Origin of the sequence: Halorubrum sp. 48-1-W (assembly GCF_003287355.1) — an archaeon.
Taxonomy (GTDB): domain Archaea; phylum Halobacteriota; class Halobacteria; order Halobacteriales; family Haloferacaceae; genus Halorubrum.
The window spans coordinates 35,456-49,467 of record NZ_QMIM01000035.1; the positions used below are offsets into that span (position 1 = coordinate 35,456).

A 14,012-nucleotide genomic window follows, 5' to 3' on the forward strand; every position below is an offset into this window, starting at 1 on the left:
CGCTAGTTATGATATTGGTCGTGATTATCAGGTTGAGCCACCGGGGTGAATCTCTCAATAGTCCCCGGCAGAGTCGAACACGTCGGTGAAATCCTGAAGAATATCTTGTGACGACTTTCCATCAGCACGGGATGGAATTGGATCTTCCCAGCATTCGATCTCGAGTGTTTGTGTATCCGATATCTGATGCGGATCAGTCGTCACATTGAGAATTGCCGTGTGATAGATAGCAAGGAGTCGGTGATCATGGACACTCACGTGATCGATGCCAGCTCGATTCAGAACTGCTGGAATATCCGTGCGACCAGAGAGAGATACCGAGAAGGTTGGAGAATCCGGGTCACCCATACCATCAATTCTCACATCAGACGGATAAAATACGTGTGCTGGAGAGCCTCAAGGAGTTCGCGTTGACCGTTAGGAGGGTGTCATAGAAGTCTTCTCACACCTACACAGGAATCGCTCAGTACAGAGGACTCACGAATCGCTCGGCACAGGGTGTCCGAAGTATCACGTCCGATTCGGCAATCCCAAACACTATTATCTAGTACATGAATTATGAATTGTATGTCGAAGGCAGCTGGAGACCCCGAACGCGCCGTCAACGGCCTGCTGTCAGTTGCACAGCTGCTGGAAGAGCCACGACTGGCGCGGCTCTACACCTTCGTGCTCCGGCAAGAGGAGGTCACTATCGACGACATTGTCGATGAATTGGAGATTCCCCGGACGACAGCGTATTCGGATGCCGGCTCGCTCGTTGAGCTCAAGGTCCTCACTCGAGATGAGGGCCAGAAAACACACACGTATTCAGCAGTCCCGATCACTCTCTCGGCAAATCTCGGGGGAGACGAGTATACGATCACGCCGACGCTCATCGAAGCGTTCGGCCGATCGCCTCGGGATCAGGACCTCAATCTCCTCATCGAGAGAGACGGTCTCGGAAAGCTCGCTGCCGCCCTAACGTATGCGATACCGTACGCCAACGGGAACATGTCGGAGCGAGTTGCAGCCCGGGAACTCGACCTTCAGCACGCCTTCGCAATTGCCGTGTTACAGGCACTACGAGACGTCGTCCTCGATATGGAATCGGTCGATCCCTATTTTGACGAGATTCGGGACGCTAATGAGAATCCGACGATTGAGGGCTGACTACGAGAGCGATGAGTGAGCCGTTCAACCCGTTGCAGAATTCGGTGACGTGGATCGCGGATACAGGATTGTTCATCGCGTGTGGTCGCCAACAGAACAACAAGTACACGGCTCTCGAACGCTTTGCTCAACGGAACGATCTCACATTTGTCATTCCGCAGCGGGTCTACGACGAGCTCGGTGGTGCGCCGAGGCGAAGTACGCCGGGACAGACTCCGATCAATAGCGCCATTGATGCCGGTTGGGTTACAGTCGCCGACGAGCCTGACTACACGAACGGCACCGTGTCACAAGTGATGGACGACGTTCGGTCGTACATCGCTCGATCCTCGAAAAGAAGCGAGGATCGGATCGAAAAGGCTGACACCGCGCTTGCTGCGGCCGCAGTTGAAAGGCTCGAAGCGGATAGCGGTCTGGTCTGTATCGTGACGACCGACATCGACGCCGGCGAGGCGGTTGTTGCGACACTCGACGCCCACGGGTTCGAGAATCGTGTGCGGTTCAAAAATGGGTTTGAGCTGATTGACGAGATCACGTAATGGTCAGTCAGCAAGCGCATTCTATCGGCTGATTCAGCTGTGAATTCACGAAATAAATATTGTGATAAATATTCTACGACACCCTAGATTTAGTGGGAATTGCCTGATACACCGCTCCTGTGAACCACACACCCGTTTCAGCTCACGCGACCTGCCCCCAGTTATTTTTGCCTCTCGAAAATGCATCCGATACAGATGTCTGATAACTCCGACGACACTGGGGGAGAACGGGTCGTCTTCGCAATGCTCGTTGGAGTGACGTTCGGAGCGGCACTCGGAACGACAGTTCTCCAAGATATCACACAGGGAATTGTTGCTGGTGTCGTCGTTGGAACCCTCGCTGCTCTCGTCTTCCCAGCGTGGACAGACCGACTCTACAAAACGGTAACAGACAAACTCGGAGAATAATCCCCTACAGTGAACAATTCGAGAGAGCAAAGAGAGGTATGCCAACCGTTCTATAATGCCCTGACAAACTATTCAATAATTCTCCGTCGAGCAGGATGAAGAAGGATATCGGGTGACGACTGGCTATGAGAACGGGATCCAATTGGTCCGATCCCTCGGAGATATTGTCCAACCACCAGGAAGGAAGGGTAGATCCGGACCATCTCGCCCCGTCCCGATTACGTCGCCTCTTTCGTAGTCCCCTTGTTCTCTAGTGAATAGCTTCGGACATGGTGGTGTGCGGATTCCCACGATGGCTCATCGACGAAAGCTTCGGAAACGGTGGAGGGGCAGACCCGATCTATAGTTATTGAACCCACACACCACTGCTTCAAGTGAAACAACAGACTCTATTGGCGATGGATCTTTTCAGGAGTTCTCCATGAGAGTGAGCGATCTTAACCAACATACTGGACGATTCCCCGATCTATGTTGGTTAACGAAGGAGAGTCTTACCTCATAGGAATTGTACTGGGGAAGTTCTTACTCTACTCGCACCAGATTTCCCAATATGCTACATCTCGCGCTTCACTGACTCTTTAACGACGTTTGGGTCTTTCAGGAGTCGGTGTTGCTTGTACGTCCCACCGGCTCGTCCACCGCTTTCCAGCGTGGATTCAAGAGTATCATTAAAAGCGTGTTCACGTAGCAGGTCGCGGACGCGGTCGATCTTGAGGTGGTTGGCGGCCTCCTGCTCGCACACCTCCACGTAGGCATCGTAGACGCGGGTAGTTCGAAAATCCGATTCGTCGGTGTTCTGCGTCAACTCCGCGAGTGCTAAGAGCACGTATCGGGCGTGAGGTGTGTCGGTCGCGAGGAGTTCACGGAGTCGATCAACCTCGGCTTTCTTTTGGGCTTCGTTGACGTGGCGCTCCTGTACCTGTTCGGCACCCTCCTGTTCAGCGAGCTTCCCGGCGTTCTTCAAGATCCGAACGGCCTTGCGGGCATCACCGTGTTCACGCGCGGCGAGAGCTGCTGTCCGGGGAATGATTTCTGAAGCGAGGACACCGTCGTGAAATGCATCTTTCCGGGCAGAGAGAATGTTCTGTAGTTGGGTTGCGTCGTATGGTGGGAAAACTGTCTCTTCGTTGCCGAGCGACGAGAGGACGCGAGAGTTTAATTCATCACCCCACTCGATCTTGTTCGAGATGCCGATAACGCCAATGTATGACTCCGTCTTTTCGCTTTCTCCAGCCCGAGATAACTGCATCAGGAGCGTGTTGGCGTCCTCAGATGGTTGGAGTTGGTCAATCTCATCAAGAATGACGATCCCGCCGTCATAGTGGTCTTCTAATAACGACCAGATGTATGAATAGTAGTGGGAGGGTCCGAGCCCGGTGAGCGGGATAGACTCGGGTTCGCCGGCAAGTTCGTTCAACTCGCGGGCGATCTTAGAACTCGCCTGTGCTTCCGTATTGTGCTGTGCGCAGTCGACATATACCATTTCGACGTTCGTGTCACGTGATTCTGCCTCACGGACGACGCGGCGGGAGGTGTGCTTGCTCACGAGCGATTTTCCTGTGCCGGTCTTCCCGTATATCATCACTGAGGTGGGCTCCGAGTTTGTCACCAGCGGCCCGATATTACTGGCGACATACTGGATCTGCTCGGTGCGACCAGCGATTCGGTCACTCCCTGGAACGGTGGAGATTTCGAGAAGTTCGGGCCGACGGATCAGCTCCGTCCGGTTCAGCACGCCCGCTTCAGCGAACAGCGGGTCGCCGCCACTCGATGGCTCCTGCTTGCTGTCCGCGGGATCGTCATGCTCATCGTCAGCCATAGGGGTGCGTTTCAAGGCCACCACCATATATCTACCCCCGCTCCAACTGTAACTCCCCGAAATGCGTCGTTTTGATGGTTGTATAGCGGAGAATTATACAGTCGGAACTTGGTTGTACCCCCCTCATTCCGACTGTACCGAGTGAAGCAGTTAGTGTTCTCCACACCCCTCGTTCCGACTGTAACTCGGCAGGTTCGATACTGATTGTTGTTTCTCCCCCACCCCTCGTTCCGACTGTAACTCGGCAGGTTCGATACTGATTGTTGTTTCTCCCCCACCCCTCGTTCCGACTGTAACTCGGCAGGTTCGATACTGATTGTTGTTTCTCCCCCACCCCTCGTTCCGACTGTAACTCGCTCGCGGAAGCGTTCTGTTGATCTCGAACCACCGATCAATCCATAATATTTATTAACGTGCGCGTGGTCCGTTACCGTACCGCACTTTCTGTATACTGTTAAGCCGAATCGTCTTTCGGCGACCGACCTTCTGATATATCCCGACCTCACGACCGCTAATAGCAGAAGTCGGCAGCAACAACTGTTCATACCCGATACACCATACCCCCATAGAGCGAACAACTTACACTCGGAACGAGGGGTGGGGGAGGTCAAGACGAACAAGACAGAATTAAAACGGGATAGCAGCCTCTGCGGATTGTGCCAGCAGTTAACCAACAAAATAGCGCTTCTGCCGCTATCTGTTGGTTAATCACGGTGAGCTCAATCACGTACGCCCGTATGCTTTTGTCTCGCAGTACTGAATCGCCAGTATGTCGTTTCGAGTGACGTGGGACAATCTCCTCGACAACGTGGAGGAGCTTCCAGCAGACGCTACACTCCTCACTCCGCTCTCTCAGAAGCCGTTTCACATTACCGACGTCCAGCAACACCGAGTGCTGATCGAGTATCAGGCCGACAGTGAGACCGTCCCGCTCCAGCGGGAGCAGTTCGAGACGCTGTTCGAGCGCGTTGACGATGCGACTGGGTCGTTCGATCTCGATCGCCTCCCACCCGGGGCTGAACCGTATGCCACCGTCATGAGTCTCCATCCGCGATTCACTATCGACGACCGGGACGGCACCCTCTCTGAAAGCGAGACGCCAACAGCGTCGCCACTCGTCGATCCGCACACGGTTGAACAGGACGATGGTCCACGAGAAGAGCCAGATATCCCGGTGTACGCAGACGCGCTCCTGTTGATCGATGCGCTCGAGCAGCACGACATGACGTCACTCACCGAATTAGACGTGCCGACGCTTGTGAACCTCTATACGCTGCTGTCAGATGTCCAGCGCAATGCCAACGACCTTCGGCAAGAGGTTCGTGGCGTCTTGCTTGACCGCCTCCATCACGATCAACCCGTGAGTGGTCAATACGGCTCCGTTCAGCGGACTGTCCGCCAAAATCGAACACTCAAAGATGACGACACGGTCCTTGAGCTACTGGAGGCGGAGGGGATCGACCCCGAGCGGGTGATGAGCGTCGATACGAGCAAACTCGACGATGCGTTGGAGGTAACGTCACTCTCTGAATCCGATGTGTACGATATCGAGGAAAGCGAGTATGTTCGGAAAGCAGACGTCGACGAAGAGATGAAAGAAACACGTCTCCAAGGGCTCAAAGACCAGTTGGCTGGTGCCGACGAAGACACAACCGAGCTCCAAGCTGAAATCGAAGAACTGGAGCAGCGTATCACTGAACTCACCAGTTTTGACTCCGGGACATCTTACCATACTCGTTCAACTGGTGGGTAGCCGGCGTCTGGGTGGATACTGTCACGGCCGAGACTGCGGGAGGACTGTTCTATCGTACTCGTTGGGAGACGACAGACCGGCCACGGCAACTGGCCAGATGGTGTATCCGGATCGTACTCAAGTTGGGTTTTATCAGTAGAATAGACCTAGGACCTGGTATGACCGACTCGCCGTCTCCAAGCGTCTCTGTCTCGTTATCTGAGCCTACTAATGTTTCAACAGTCCTGGACCGGGCCGGAATCGATTACGTCACCGTTCATGAGCAGCGACTGCTGGCGATCTATCATACTGGAATTTTCAATGTGACAACCGAACCGGAGTCAGTGTCGAATGCGCGCACGCTCGAGATCGAATGCTGGGAAGCTCCACTTCCGTCTCGTAGTGATGAGCGATCGCCACAGGAGCTTCTCGAAGACTTTGCGGCCGTGTTTGATGCTGGCGATGAGTCCTGAAGTGGTCTCTCGGGAACCTTGATCAGACCGACGGTAATCAGTTGAGAGCACTAGAAACGCTAGAAACAAGTCAGCTGGCAAGAGTCAACACAATACGCGATTTATGGACATTTCTGAGACGCTCCAGACACTGTATACTGCGACTGTTGAGCAAGACGATGGCACCTACCAGATAACTGTGCCAGACCGTGAGATAGCCACGGGGACACTCTCTGAGGGTGAAACATACCGTGTTGCGCTCATATCGACATCGACGTCGGATACCGAAGCCACCGACACGACTGAGGTCACTCAGTCAGCTGACCACACTGGTCAGCAACACGAATACGACGGCCCGCCTGTCGAGGAAGGTGAACAGCGAGACGTTGAAATCGAGAACCTCGGTGACCAAGGTGACGGAATCGCGAAAGTCGAGCGGGGCTACGTCGTGATCGTTCCCGAAACGAGTGTCGGAGACCGCGTCACCGTCGAGATACAACAGGTGCGTGAGAACGTTGCGTTCGCTGATGTCGTTGATGACACCCTTCGCGGGGAAGTCTAGGACCGCAGGTTGGCACGAACGAGTGGTTATGGCAAACTTCTCACACCACTACTCACTTTCTGGCTTACCGACGTACTCCGATTTCATCGTCCCGTTCTCACGATAGTAGCGATAGAGATACGGACCGTGCATATCCGAGGGATTCCCGCTGGCACATTTACAGCTGTCGTCGCCACAGGTGACTTTCTCTTTGACGACGGTCCCGCTTCCTGCGCCATCAGGCTCGTCGACGGGCTCGGCAGCCTCGGGAAGCTCGTCAGTGTCGACCGACTGGTCGCGGTACTCGATGAGCGCCTCAATATAGTTCTGTACCTCTTGGAGTGTCTCCGTATCCTGTTTGGGGAGCCCCTCTGCGAGATACTTCGGGAGCGAGGTGGGTGGTGACGGCTGCTCCATACCTTATGTAACACTCGGACCCACGTTAGCGTTCGGATGATACATAAGGTATCGAACTTTCTCTACCAACCGTGAACACTTCAGCGATTACTCAAGATCGTAGGCCGCAATCTCGTGAGAGCCACACTGTGGACATTTATCGACGGCTTTCTCCACGCTGTACCCACAGTGACGGCACTCGTGGTGCGTTGTCGATGACGGCTCGAGCCTGACGATCTGCTGGATGAACTGTTTACTGAGCATCGGTGGGGTCAACGATCTCGCCACAGCTTGGACATTCGGCCCACACGCCAGGGCCACCGCCAGCGGTCTCAAAGTGGATGATTGCGTGCCGACCGGTGACTGTCTCGCCACAGAACGAGCAGTCGCCACGGACCGTCTCTGGGTCATCAGGAGTCATTTTCACGAGTTCACGGGCTACTTCGAGGGGGAGAGGGAGCGTGTGACACTGATTTGGAGCTGATCCGGTTGTTGAAACCGGCCCAGCGGTGCTCCCTCTCCTCAGAATTTGAGACTCTGTGACTTATAGTTCGGGCGAGCGGGGCGAAAGTACTGTTCCGGGACAGCAGCGTGACTGTAAGTCGTGAGTAGTCATCGCGTGCGAAGTCATAGAACAGTTCAGATTCCTGGAACAAGATCGCTCAGTACTGGGTACTCACTTATCGATCAGTTCAGCAGATTATTCTTCGAGTTTGTCTGTTACCGTTTTGTAGAGTCGGTCCGTCCACGCTGGGAAGACGAGAGCAGCGAGGGTTCCAACGACGACACCAACAACAATGCCCTGTGTGATATCTTGGAGAACTGTCGTTCCGAGTGCCGCTCCGAACGTCACTCCAACCAGCATTGCGAAGACGACCCGTTCTCCGTCAGTGTCGTCAGAATCCTCAGACATCTGTCTCAGACATATCTCCGGGCGGCAAAAATAACTGGGGCAGCGCTGCGTGAGCTGAAAGGACTGTTCGGTTCGCATTTCCCATCGACCAGCTTTTCAGGTGAGAAACTCTCTGAAGAAGAGGATTTCAACAAAGCCATTTACCCCCTAAATTTACAAGATCAGTCACCTTAGCGATTCTACATGGATAGACGACAGGTCCTCGCGGCATTATCAAGTGGATTGGCTCTCTCAGTAGCTGGGTGTTCGGATGAAGGTAGCGACGGACCTGAACCTACTGGTGATGGCAGTGACGGCAGTGATGGGTCCAGTGGTGGCGATGGTTCAAACGGTGAGGACGATTCTGACACAGATGATAGTGAAGAGGGTTCGGGGCCTAAGCAGGTTGAGGCCGCAGTCGGCGACCTCGTTGAGGGCGATCAGCTTCACCTCGTTGTTGAGGGCGTGGATCGAACGGCGAGCCTCGGACAATTCTCCGAGCCAGACGCAGGCAACGAGTTCGCCGTCGTCTCGCTTGCGCTCAAGAATGTGAGCGACGGATACGTTTCGGTGAGCAATCTCCTCCAGACTCGGCTCCGTGATGACGAGGACTATCAGTACGATCAAACATTTACTGGCGGTGGCGGGAATACGTTCAATGCGGGACAGTTCGCTCCCGGCGAAGTTGAGCGCGGGACGATCACGTTTGAAGTACCGGAAGATGCCTCTGGGCTCCAGTTGGTGTTTGACCTCAACGCGTCGATCATCGGCGGAATCGATCGGGCGCAAATAAACTTGGAGGAGGAGGCCGGTTCGATCGCTGAGATTGAGCAGAATCTCAGGGTCGAAACCTACAGTCTCGGTGAGGAGATCGGCTACCAAGACGTCGCTGTCACTGTGAACGATGCGCGTACCGAGTCATCACTCGGCCAGTTTTCTGAGCCGGATGAGGGGAATGAGTTCGTCATCGTCGACATCAGCATCACGAACAACACCGGCGAAGAGCGGCAATTCTCGACGATTCTCCAGATGATGCTTAAAGACGATGAGGGGTACACATATCAGGAGAGTCTGACAGCGACGACCGGGCTTGACCGTGCCTTCGACGAGGGGACTCCGTTGAGCGACGGTGAGACTCGGCGTGGTGAGCTGGCGTATGAGGTCCCGGAAGGAACGTCGCCGCTCTACTGGGTCTTCGAGTTCTCAGTGTTCGCGAGCGGCGATAAAACGTTCTGGGAGATCCGGAGTTAATCGACGAACTGCTCTTCGAAAATCCGCCAGAACACCGCTCGCTGTGAGCATCTCGTGTCGTGCGGCAGCTTGTCGATCGTTGACTGCGTCTCGTCGGCCTCACCGATCTTTGAGTTTCCGAATTCGCTGACTCGCTCATTTTTTAGGTAGCTTGTAGCCCTAATTGTGCCGCTTAGCCGTTTGCGTTTCCGACTTCTTCATTAACAAAGTCGGAAACTCAAACCAAACAAAGATTCGTGTGGTTTCAACTGGTCATCACTGTCTGACTGTGAATTTGTTACCGTAGTCGTCTCGCATTAGTTATGGTGAAGATTTATCACCGCGGCCGGTAGTAGTAGTAAGTGAGCGCTGCGCGCCAGCGTGTTGAGCCCGTTCGACCATGTCCCTCGACGGACGTGGGGGCGGGAAATGGCGCTATTCCAACTTCAGCAGTTACAACTCTCGGAGTTTCTCAGCGAGGTCATCGTAGCCGTTCCGCTGGAGAGCGTTGACCACCCGCGTAACGGAGTCTGACATCGGCTCGTCCACACCCTCATGCGGCATGACGGCACCCTCGTACCAGCAATTGACTCGCTCTCGGACGGTGTTGCCTCGAAGCGCCGGGAGCGTCGGAGGGGTGTACTCAGGCGAGTTCCGATAGGTCGCGCTGATAGCCTGCCCCCAGTCCTGGCCACGATGGTGCTTCGCCCGTGGGGCCGGGATGACGAGCTCCCCTGCCCGCGGCATCGTGTCTGTGCTGTTAATCCGGTGGGCGAGGTGGTTCGAGACCAAGTCGGCGAGAAGTGCCGCCGGGTAGTAGAACTCCGACTTCTGGCAGTGAGCCACCAGCGGGCGATCGTCTCGCAGCCCTCCGAGTGCGGCGACGAACGGTTTGGCCTGCTGTTCGTTCCCATCGACGATTACCGCGGGGGGCTCGGCGACCGTGTTCAAGATGTCGTGGACGTGGATCGCGGAGTGGACCGCTTCGACCTGCTGGGTGTCCTCGTTCCCATCCAGGCTCTGGCGGTGGGAGAACACACGGATGTGCTCCGGAAATTCCTGCAGGACGGCTTCGGTGAAGTCTCGGCGGACGGCGTGTTCGTAGTCGTTCGCCTTGTTGTAGAACGGTTTGAATCCGATGCCACTCCCGTGATCGTAGATCGCCTCCAGAATCGCCGGTTCGAGCTCCCGAGAGGCATACACGGCTGCCGTCACCGTCGTATCACCGACAGTGCTCGCGTCCATCGTCACAGACGTCGAGTAGGTGTTTGAATCGGTACGGAAGGGAAGGAGCGCCATTAGTGATTCAGTTGGTGCTGTATTCAGCCAGGTGGGCCCTCACATAAGTGCGTGTAGATTCCGCCATCATGCCTCCTCGAAGTCGAGTTTCTCCTTCGCCGACCGGACCCGGTCGCTGACCGTCTGCGGGCTGGCCTTCCGATCATCAGCCCACGAAGACTGCCGAGTCGAGTAGAGCGTCTGCGTCATCCAGTAGTCCAAGGTCTCAGCGGGTGACTGGAGTTCGTTCGCCAGCACGGCGAGCTCGACCGCCGCAATCTGCCGGCCGATGTCGAGCGCGGTCAGCTCCTCTTGGTAGTCGTTGATCGCCCGCCAGCCGTCTTCAATCTTGAACTCCAAGTTGATGACGCACTTCCCATCCGCCCCGTAGACGAATCCCACATTCGCAAACCGTTCTCCGCCGATCTGGCGACGGGTGTGGATAGCGAAGTGAGGAACCGAGTCGTCTCGTACCTCCTCCACAATGGGGTCGTCGTCGAACTTAGCCGCCAGGTCGCGGGCCTGGGTCCACGCACTCCAGAACTGCTCGTCCTCCTGGAAGATGGGGACGCCGTCGTCGCCCTCGGGCGCATACCGGCTGACCGGCGGAGTGTCGCACTCCAAGAGCTCAAGCCCGATCTCCCCAGCCTCACGGACCAACTGAATTTTCTGATCTACTTCAGTCATACACGTAATATATACTGTCAATGGGATAAAATTTGTGTATAAATACGTCATTTACGTATCAACACCAGACGACTTGCGGGGAGATATTGGGCGCAACGACGTACCCCCCGATGATGGCAAAAATCGTGGCCGCGACCATCCAACTACTCGGCGTAACTGGGTACTGAAGTTACAGGCACTTCCAAGGCATCAAAGAGCGGTGACCTGAGGAATAGTGGTCACTCGGTGCCAGAACGAGAGGTTCTGTTTATCCATCATTCTGCCAAGCGGGGTACACTGAACTGCTCAGTTGAATCCAATGATGGCACGGGGATCACGATCTTTGAAGGACCGTTTACTCGAGAATCCGTCCCTCGCGAGTCTCTATATATCAATTCGGCGATCCTCAACCGCCACGGGCCGTCTCTGGGTCATCAGGAGTCATTTTCACGAGTTCACGGGCTACTTCGAGGGGGAGAGAGAGCGTGTGACACTTTGGAGTTGATCCGGTTGTTGAAACCGACTCAGCGGTGCTCCCTCTCCTCAAAATTTGAGACTCTGTGACTTATACTTCGGGCGAGCGGAGTGGAAGTACTTCTCCGAGGCGGGTGCCTGACTGTGAGTTGTGAATGGCCATCACGTAGCTACAGTCACCAGCGGTGATGTATTAGATACCTAGGCTGTCCTCACCGCTGTCTGTAGTTTTCTGCGCCCCGAGGAATACGCCATTGACAGAAATTAAGACGCTCTCGACGGAGGTGAGAATGCGCCTCCGCCCCTCGGCGGGCGCTGATAAACTTAACCAACAAAGAGCAGTAGCTACCTCCGTTTGTTGGTTAAACTGGAAGAGATGTTGGGTCAGCCCTCAGTAACCACTCCGATGATATCCTGTGCACACGAACTGATTCGACTGAGACGCTCCTGGAGGACCGCCGAGTCGTCGTCCTGCCACGCGGCAAGGTAGAACGCTGAGCCGCTCGTATCGAGGTCGAAATACCGCCCAACGATGTACCCCACAGCTTCGGCTTCCACCTCCCGTTTCGACCGCTCGGTGTCGTCGTCGACATCGTCATGAAGCAGCGCGTGAGCGTACTCATGAACGAGTGTTACCGCCAGGTCGGCCTGATTCTCACGGGCTTTCGCCTCGACGACAGGGCGGTCATTGTCTGGCTTCTGATGTTTACAGATACCCTTCGCGTCGCCATGGTCCCATTCGACAGCGTCGACGATCTCCACACTCACGCCGAGGTCATCAGCTGCAGCCGTGAGTACGGGCACCAACCCTTCGCCATCCCCAGTGGCGTCCGTTTCGAGTTCGGGAAGCGGCTCGCCCTCGGTCTGGGAGGCGTCGAAGACAGCTGTGGGCTTGAAGCCAACCAGACCTTTGGACCATTCCTCGGACGGTGTCTCGTCGTAGTCACAGTCGCTCTGCTCGTGGTAGCTCGGCGAGTTCTCACACTCCGGGCACTGCTTGGCGATGATCGGCGCCCAGATCCAGATGGCTGACTCGCCCTCCTGGACGTGCCGGTCGAACTCCTCCTGCCACGTCCGGTAGCCGGCGACACGAGTCGCCTCGGGGTCCTGCTGCTTGATGAGGAGCGTGTTCCGGTAGGAGTAGTCGTGGAAGCGACTCTGGATGTCAAGCCACTCCTGGAACTCCGCGCTAGCCTGCGCGTCGTCGACGCCGGCGACGAGGTCGTCGATCCACTCTTCGATTGTACTGTTCATCTCGTCGTCTCGCGTATCGGTCTCCTCGAAGGACACCGACGAGTCACTAGTCGTAGCCATCGTAGTTACCAATTCGAGTTTACCGCGACTGCGTCAGTTCAAGACGCGCCGCACCCTCCGGGGCGCACAAAAAACCGCTTGCGGTTAGCGGAGCTCGTGGGGTTCGTCCCCGAAGCCAACCGTGACGAGGTACTCGAGGAACTCGTTGAAGTGTTCGACGTCACTCGAGGTGTCGATCGCAAGGTGATGTGCCCACTCGATGGCCCATTGGAAGGCGGGATCTGTGCCGCCCTTGCCGTGTAGATACCACCAGCGAGCCGCTTTGAGAACCACTATGGGATTCGTCGGCGGTTGCTCACCGGCGAGCCCACGGGTGATAGATTCGATTTCGTCGGGGACATCGGCGGGATTGACCTCCTCTGATTGCGTGTTTGCGATATCGAGTGGGATGTCGTCGATCGAGACGTTGTCGGGACTCTGTTGTTGACTCACAGGCAGTCACCTCTGAGGACTCTTGATGGAGCCCTCGCCCTCTCCGGGGGCGCGAAAAACCAGCACGCGGATTTCTATACTAGTAATTGGTTTTCAAAGCTGTATTGGATATGGCACATGTAATCTGACGCCCTGAGGAATCTCGTCCCTCGCGCCTGCCTGTCTGGGGTGGCACACTCTTTCTCGGCAAGTGTTATGGGACCAGACTAAGACAGAGAATTTATGGCTGAATTATTGGTTTTCACGTTTCTCGCCTCTATCGTTGCCGTCTATTCTATACTTCCTCGACACCGCCAACTCCGTGTTCGATACAATCTATGGACGAAGCCCAGATTCGCGTATATTTTGATCGCCTTCCTGGTGATTATCGGATCGTATTGGCTCTCAATCTATTTGGAGAGTCTTGAGGCGGCCAGCGTACCGGTTAGCTATGGGGTTGGTTCTGTGGAGGTCACCCCGCTGCTGGTTGAATCTCTCCAATTAGTTGCCGTGCTAGGGATTGTTGGATTGTTCTTGGGGGTCTTTCTGAAGTCCTCTGTCAGGGTAAAGAACGAAGAGAAAATAGTGTCTATTCTTCGTGATCTAAATAACCAGGGCGATTATAGCACACTAGTCAATCTTCTTCAGAACCATTATCAGTACTTCACAAAGCCGCTTAGTTAGAACGTCTGCTTGCTGAAGGTGTGTCTA

The 14,012-nt window shown here is 55.2% G+C and carries 16 protein-coding genes; 8 read left to right on the plus strand and 8 right to left on the minus strand.

Annotated features, from left to right (window positions below; all coding sequences use genetic code 11):
• Positions 1-54: 54 nt before the first annotated feature.
• The gene (locus tag DQW50_RS17660; RefSeq protein WP_127341343.1) at positions 55-348 is read right to left on the minus strand and encodes a hypothetical protein; all 294 of its coding nucleotides are present in this window, start codon (positions 346-348) and stop codon (positions 55-57) included.
• 219 nt (positions 349-567) lie between these two features.
• Here DQW50_RS17660 and DQW50_RS14870 point away from each other — a divergent pair, with 219 nt between their 5' ends.
• The 3 genes from DQW50_RS14870 (at position 568) to DQW50_RS14880 (ending at position 2,096) form a co-directional block, all read left to right on the plus strand.
• Complete coding sequence (locus DQW50_RS14870; protein ID WP_198664694.1) at positions 568-1,149, plus strand: helix-turn-helix domain-containing protein; 582 nt, start codon at positions 568-570, stop codon at positions 1,147-1,149.
• An 11-nt stretch (positions 1,150-1,160) separates the two neighbouring features.
• Positions 1,161-1,688, plus strand: a complete 528-nt coding sequence (locus DQW50_RS14875; protein WP_094521150.1) for a hypothetical protein — start codon at positions 1,161-1,163, stop codon at positions 1,686-1,688.
• Between the two features lie 195 nt (positions 1,689-1,883).
• Positions 1,884-2,096: a hypothetical protein gene (locus tag DQW50_RS14880; protein WP_112077623.1), complete on the plus strand. Its 213-nt coding sequence runs from the start codon at positions 1,884-1,886 to the stop codon at positions 2,094-2,096.
• A 553-nt stretch (positions 2,097-2,649) separates the two neighbouring features.
• On the opposite strand, the gene DQW50_RS14885 is transcribed toward DQW50_RS14880, so the two are convergent.
• A complete protein-coding gene (locus DQW50_RS14885; RefSeq protein ID WP_112080052.1) occupies positions 2,650-3,915 on the minus strand; it encodes a Cdc6/Cdc18 family protein in 1,266 nt (421 codons plus the stop codon).
• Positions 3,916-4,684: 769 nt separating this feature from the next.
• Here DQW50_RS14885 and DQW50_RS14890 point away from each other — a divergent pair.
• The 3 genes from DQW50_RS14890 to DQW50_RS14895 all read left to right on the plus strand — a co-directional run bounded on the left by DQW50_RS14890 (position 4,685) and on the right by DQW50_RS14895 (position 6,661).
• The gene (locus DQW50_RS14890; protein WP_112080053.1) at positions 4,685-5,668 is read left to right on the plus strand and encodes a hypothetical protein; all 984 of its coding nucleotides are present in this window, start codon (positions 4,685-4,687) and stop codon (positions 5,666-5,668) included.
• Between the two features lie 158 nt (positions 5,669-5,826).
• Positions 5,827-6,120, plus strand: a complete 294-nt coding sequence (locus DQW50_RS17665; RefSeq protein ID WP_127341344.1) for a hypothetical protein — start codon at positions 5,827-5,829, stop codon at positions 6,118-6,120.
• Between the two features lie 103 nt (positions 6,121-6,223).
• Complete coding sequence (locus DQW50_RS14895) at positions 6,224-6,661, plus strand: TRAM domain-containing protein (RefSeq protein ID WP_112080054.1); 438 nt, start codon at positions 6,224-6,226, stop codon at positions 6,659-6,661.
• Positions 6,662-6,709: 48 nt separating this feature from the next.
• On the opposite strand, the gene DQW50_RS14900 is transcribed toward DQW50_RS14895, so the two are convergent.
• On the minus strand, positions 6,710-7,057 hold the full coding sequence (locus DQW50_RS14900; protein ID WP_112080055.1) for a DUF6788 family protein: 348 nt from the start codon (positions 7,055-7,057) through the stop codon (positions 6,710-6,712).
• Between the two features lie 679 nt (positions 7,058-7,736).
• Positions 7,737-7,949 (minus strand): hypothetical protein, encoded by a 213-nt coding sequence (locus tag DQW50_RS14905; RefSeq protein WP_112080056.1) that lies wholly within the window; start codon positions 7,947-7,949, stop codon positions 7,737-7,739.
• Between the two features lie 183 nt (positions 7,950-8,132).
• Here DQW50_RS14905 and DQW50_RS14910 point away from each other — a divergent pair, with 183 nt between their 5' ends.
• Positions 8,133-9,179 (plus strand): DUF4352 domain-containing protein, encoded by a 1,047-nt coding sequence (locus DQW50_RS14910; RefSeq protein ID WP_112080057.1) that lies wholly within the window; start codon positions 8,133-8,135, stop codon positions 9,177-9,179.
• 432 nt (positions 9,180-9,611) lie between these two features.
• Here DQW50_RS14910 and DQW50_RS14915 read toward each other — a convergent pair whose 3' ends face one another.
• The 4 genes from DQW50_RS14915 to DQW50_RS14935 all read right to left on the minus strand — a co-directional run bounded on the left by DQW50_RS14915 (position 9,612) and on the right by DQW50_RS14935 (position 13,322).
• Complete coding sequence (locus tag DQW50_RS14915) at positions 9,612-10,403, minus strand: hypothetical protein (protein ID WP_112080058.1); 792 nt, start codon at positions 10,401-10,403, stop codon at positions 9,612-9,614.
• Between the two features lie 120 nt (positions 10,404-10,523).
• Positions 10,524-11,123 (minus strand): hypothetical protein, encoded by a 600-nt coding sequence (locus DQW50_RS14920; protein WP_112080059.1) that lies wholly within the window; start codon positions 11,121-11,123, stop codon positions 10,524-10,526.
• A gap of 837 nt (positions 11,124-11,960) precedes the next feature.
• Positions 11,961-12,890 (minus strand): ArdC-like ssDNA-binding domain-containing protein, encoded by a 930-nt coding sequence (locus DQW50_RS14930; RefSeq protein WP_112080061.1) that lies wholly within the window; start codon positions 12,888-12,890, stop codon positions 11,961-11,963.
• An 84-nt stretch (positions 12,891-12,974) separates the two neighbouring features.
• Complete coding sequence (locus tag DQW50_RS14935; protein WP_112080062.1) at positions 12,975-13,322, minus strand: hypothetical protein; 348 nt, start codon at positions 13,320-13,322, stop codon at positions 12,975-12,977.
• A gap of 222 nt (positions 13,323-13,544) precedes the next feature.
• On the opposite strand from DQW50_RS14935, the gene DQW50_RS14940 reads away from it, so the two are divergent.
• Complete coding sequence (locus tag DQW50_RS14940; protein ID WP_112080063.1) at positions 13,545-13,985, plus strand: hypothetical protein; 441 nt, start codon at positions 13,545-13,547, stop codon at positions 13,983-13,985.
• Positions 13,986-14,012 lie beyond the last annotated feature (27 nt).

Coding starts and splice junctions, on each gene's coding strand:
- DQW50_RS17660 (WP_127341343.1), bottom strand. CDS start 348: ATGGGTGACCCGGATTCTCCAACCTTCTCGGTATCTCTCTCTGGTCGC.
- DQW50_RS14870 (WP_198664694.1), top strand. CDS start 568: ATGTCGAAGGCAGCTGGAGACCCCGAACGCGCCGTCAACGGCCTGCTG.
- DQW50_RS14875 (WP_094521150.1), top strand. CDS start 1,161: ATGAGTGAGCCGTTCAACCCGTTGCAGAATTCGGTGACGTGGATCGCG.
- DQW50_RS14880 (WP_112077623.1), top strand. CDS start 1,884: ATGTCTGATAACTCCGACGACACTGGGGGAGAACGGGTCGTCTTCGCA.
- DQW50_RS14885 (WP_112080052.1), bottom strand. CDS start 3,915: ATGGCTGACGATGAGCATGACGATCCCGCGGACAGCAAGCAGGAGCCA.
- DQW50_RS14890 (WP_112080053.1), top strand. CDS start 4,685: ATGTCGTTTCGAGTGACGTGGGACAATCTCCTCGACAACGTGGAGGAG.
- DQW50_RS17665 (WP_127341344.1), top strand. CDS start 5,827: ATGACCGACTCGCCGTCTCCAAGCGTCTCTGTCTCGTTATCTGAGCCT.
- DQW50_RS14895 (WP_112080054.1), top strand. CDS start 6,224: ATGGACATTTCTGAGACGCTCCAGACACTGTATACTGCGACTGTTGAG.
- DQW50_RS14900 (WP_112080055.1), bottom strand. CDS start 7,057: ATGGAGCAGCCGTCACCACCCACCTCGCTCCCGAAGTATCTCGCAGAG.
- DQW50_RS14905 (WP_112080056.1), bottom strand. CDS start 7,949: ATGTCTGAGGATTCTGACGACACTGACGGAGAACGGGTCGTCTTCGCA.
- DQW50_RS14910 (WP_112080057.1), top strand. CDS start 8,133: ATGGATAGACGACAGGTCCTCGCGGCATTATCAAGTGGATTGGCTCTC.
- DQW50_RS14915 (WP_112080058.1), bottom strand. CDS start 10,403: ATGGACGCGAGCACTGTCGGTGATACGACGGTGACGGCAGCCGTGTAT.
- DQW50_RS14920 (WP_112080059.1), bottom strand. CDS start 11,123: ATGACTGAAGTAGATCAGAAAATTCAGTTGGTCCGTGAGGCTGGGGAG.
- DQW50_RS14930 (WP_112080061.1), bottom strand. CDS start 12,890: ATGGCTACGACTAGTGACTCGTCGGTGTCCTTCGAGGAGACCGATACG.
- DQW50_RS14940 (WP_112080063.1), top strand. CDS start 13,545: ATGGCTGAATTATTGGTTTTCACGTTTCTCGCCTCTATCGTTGCCGTC.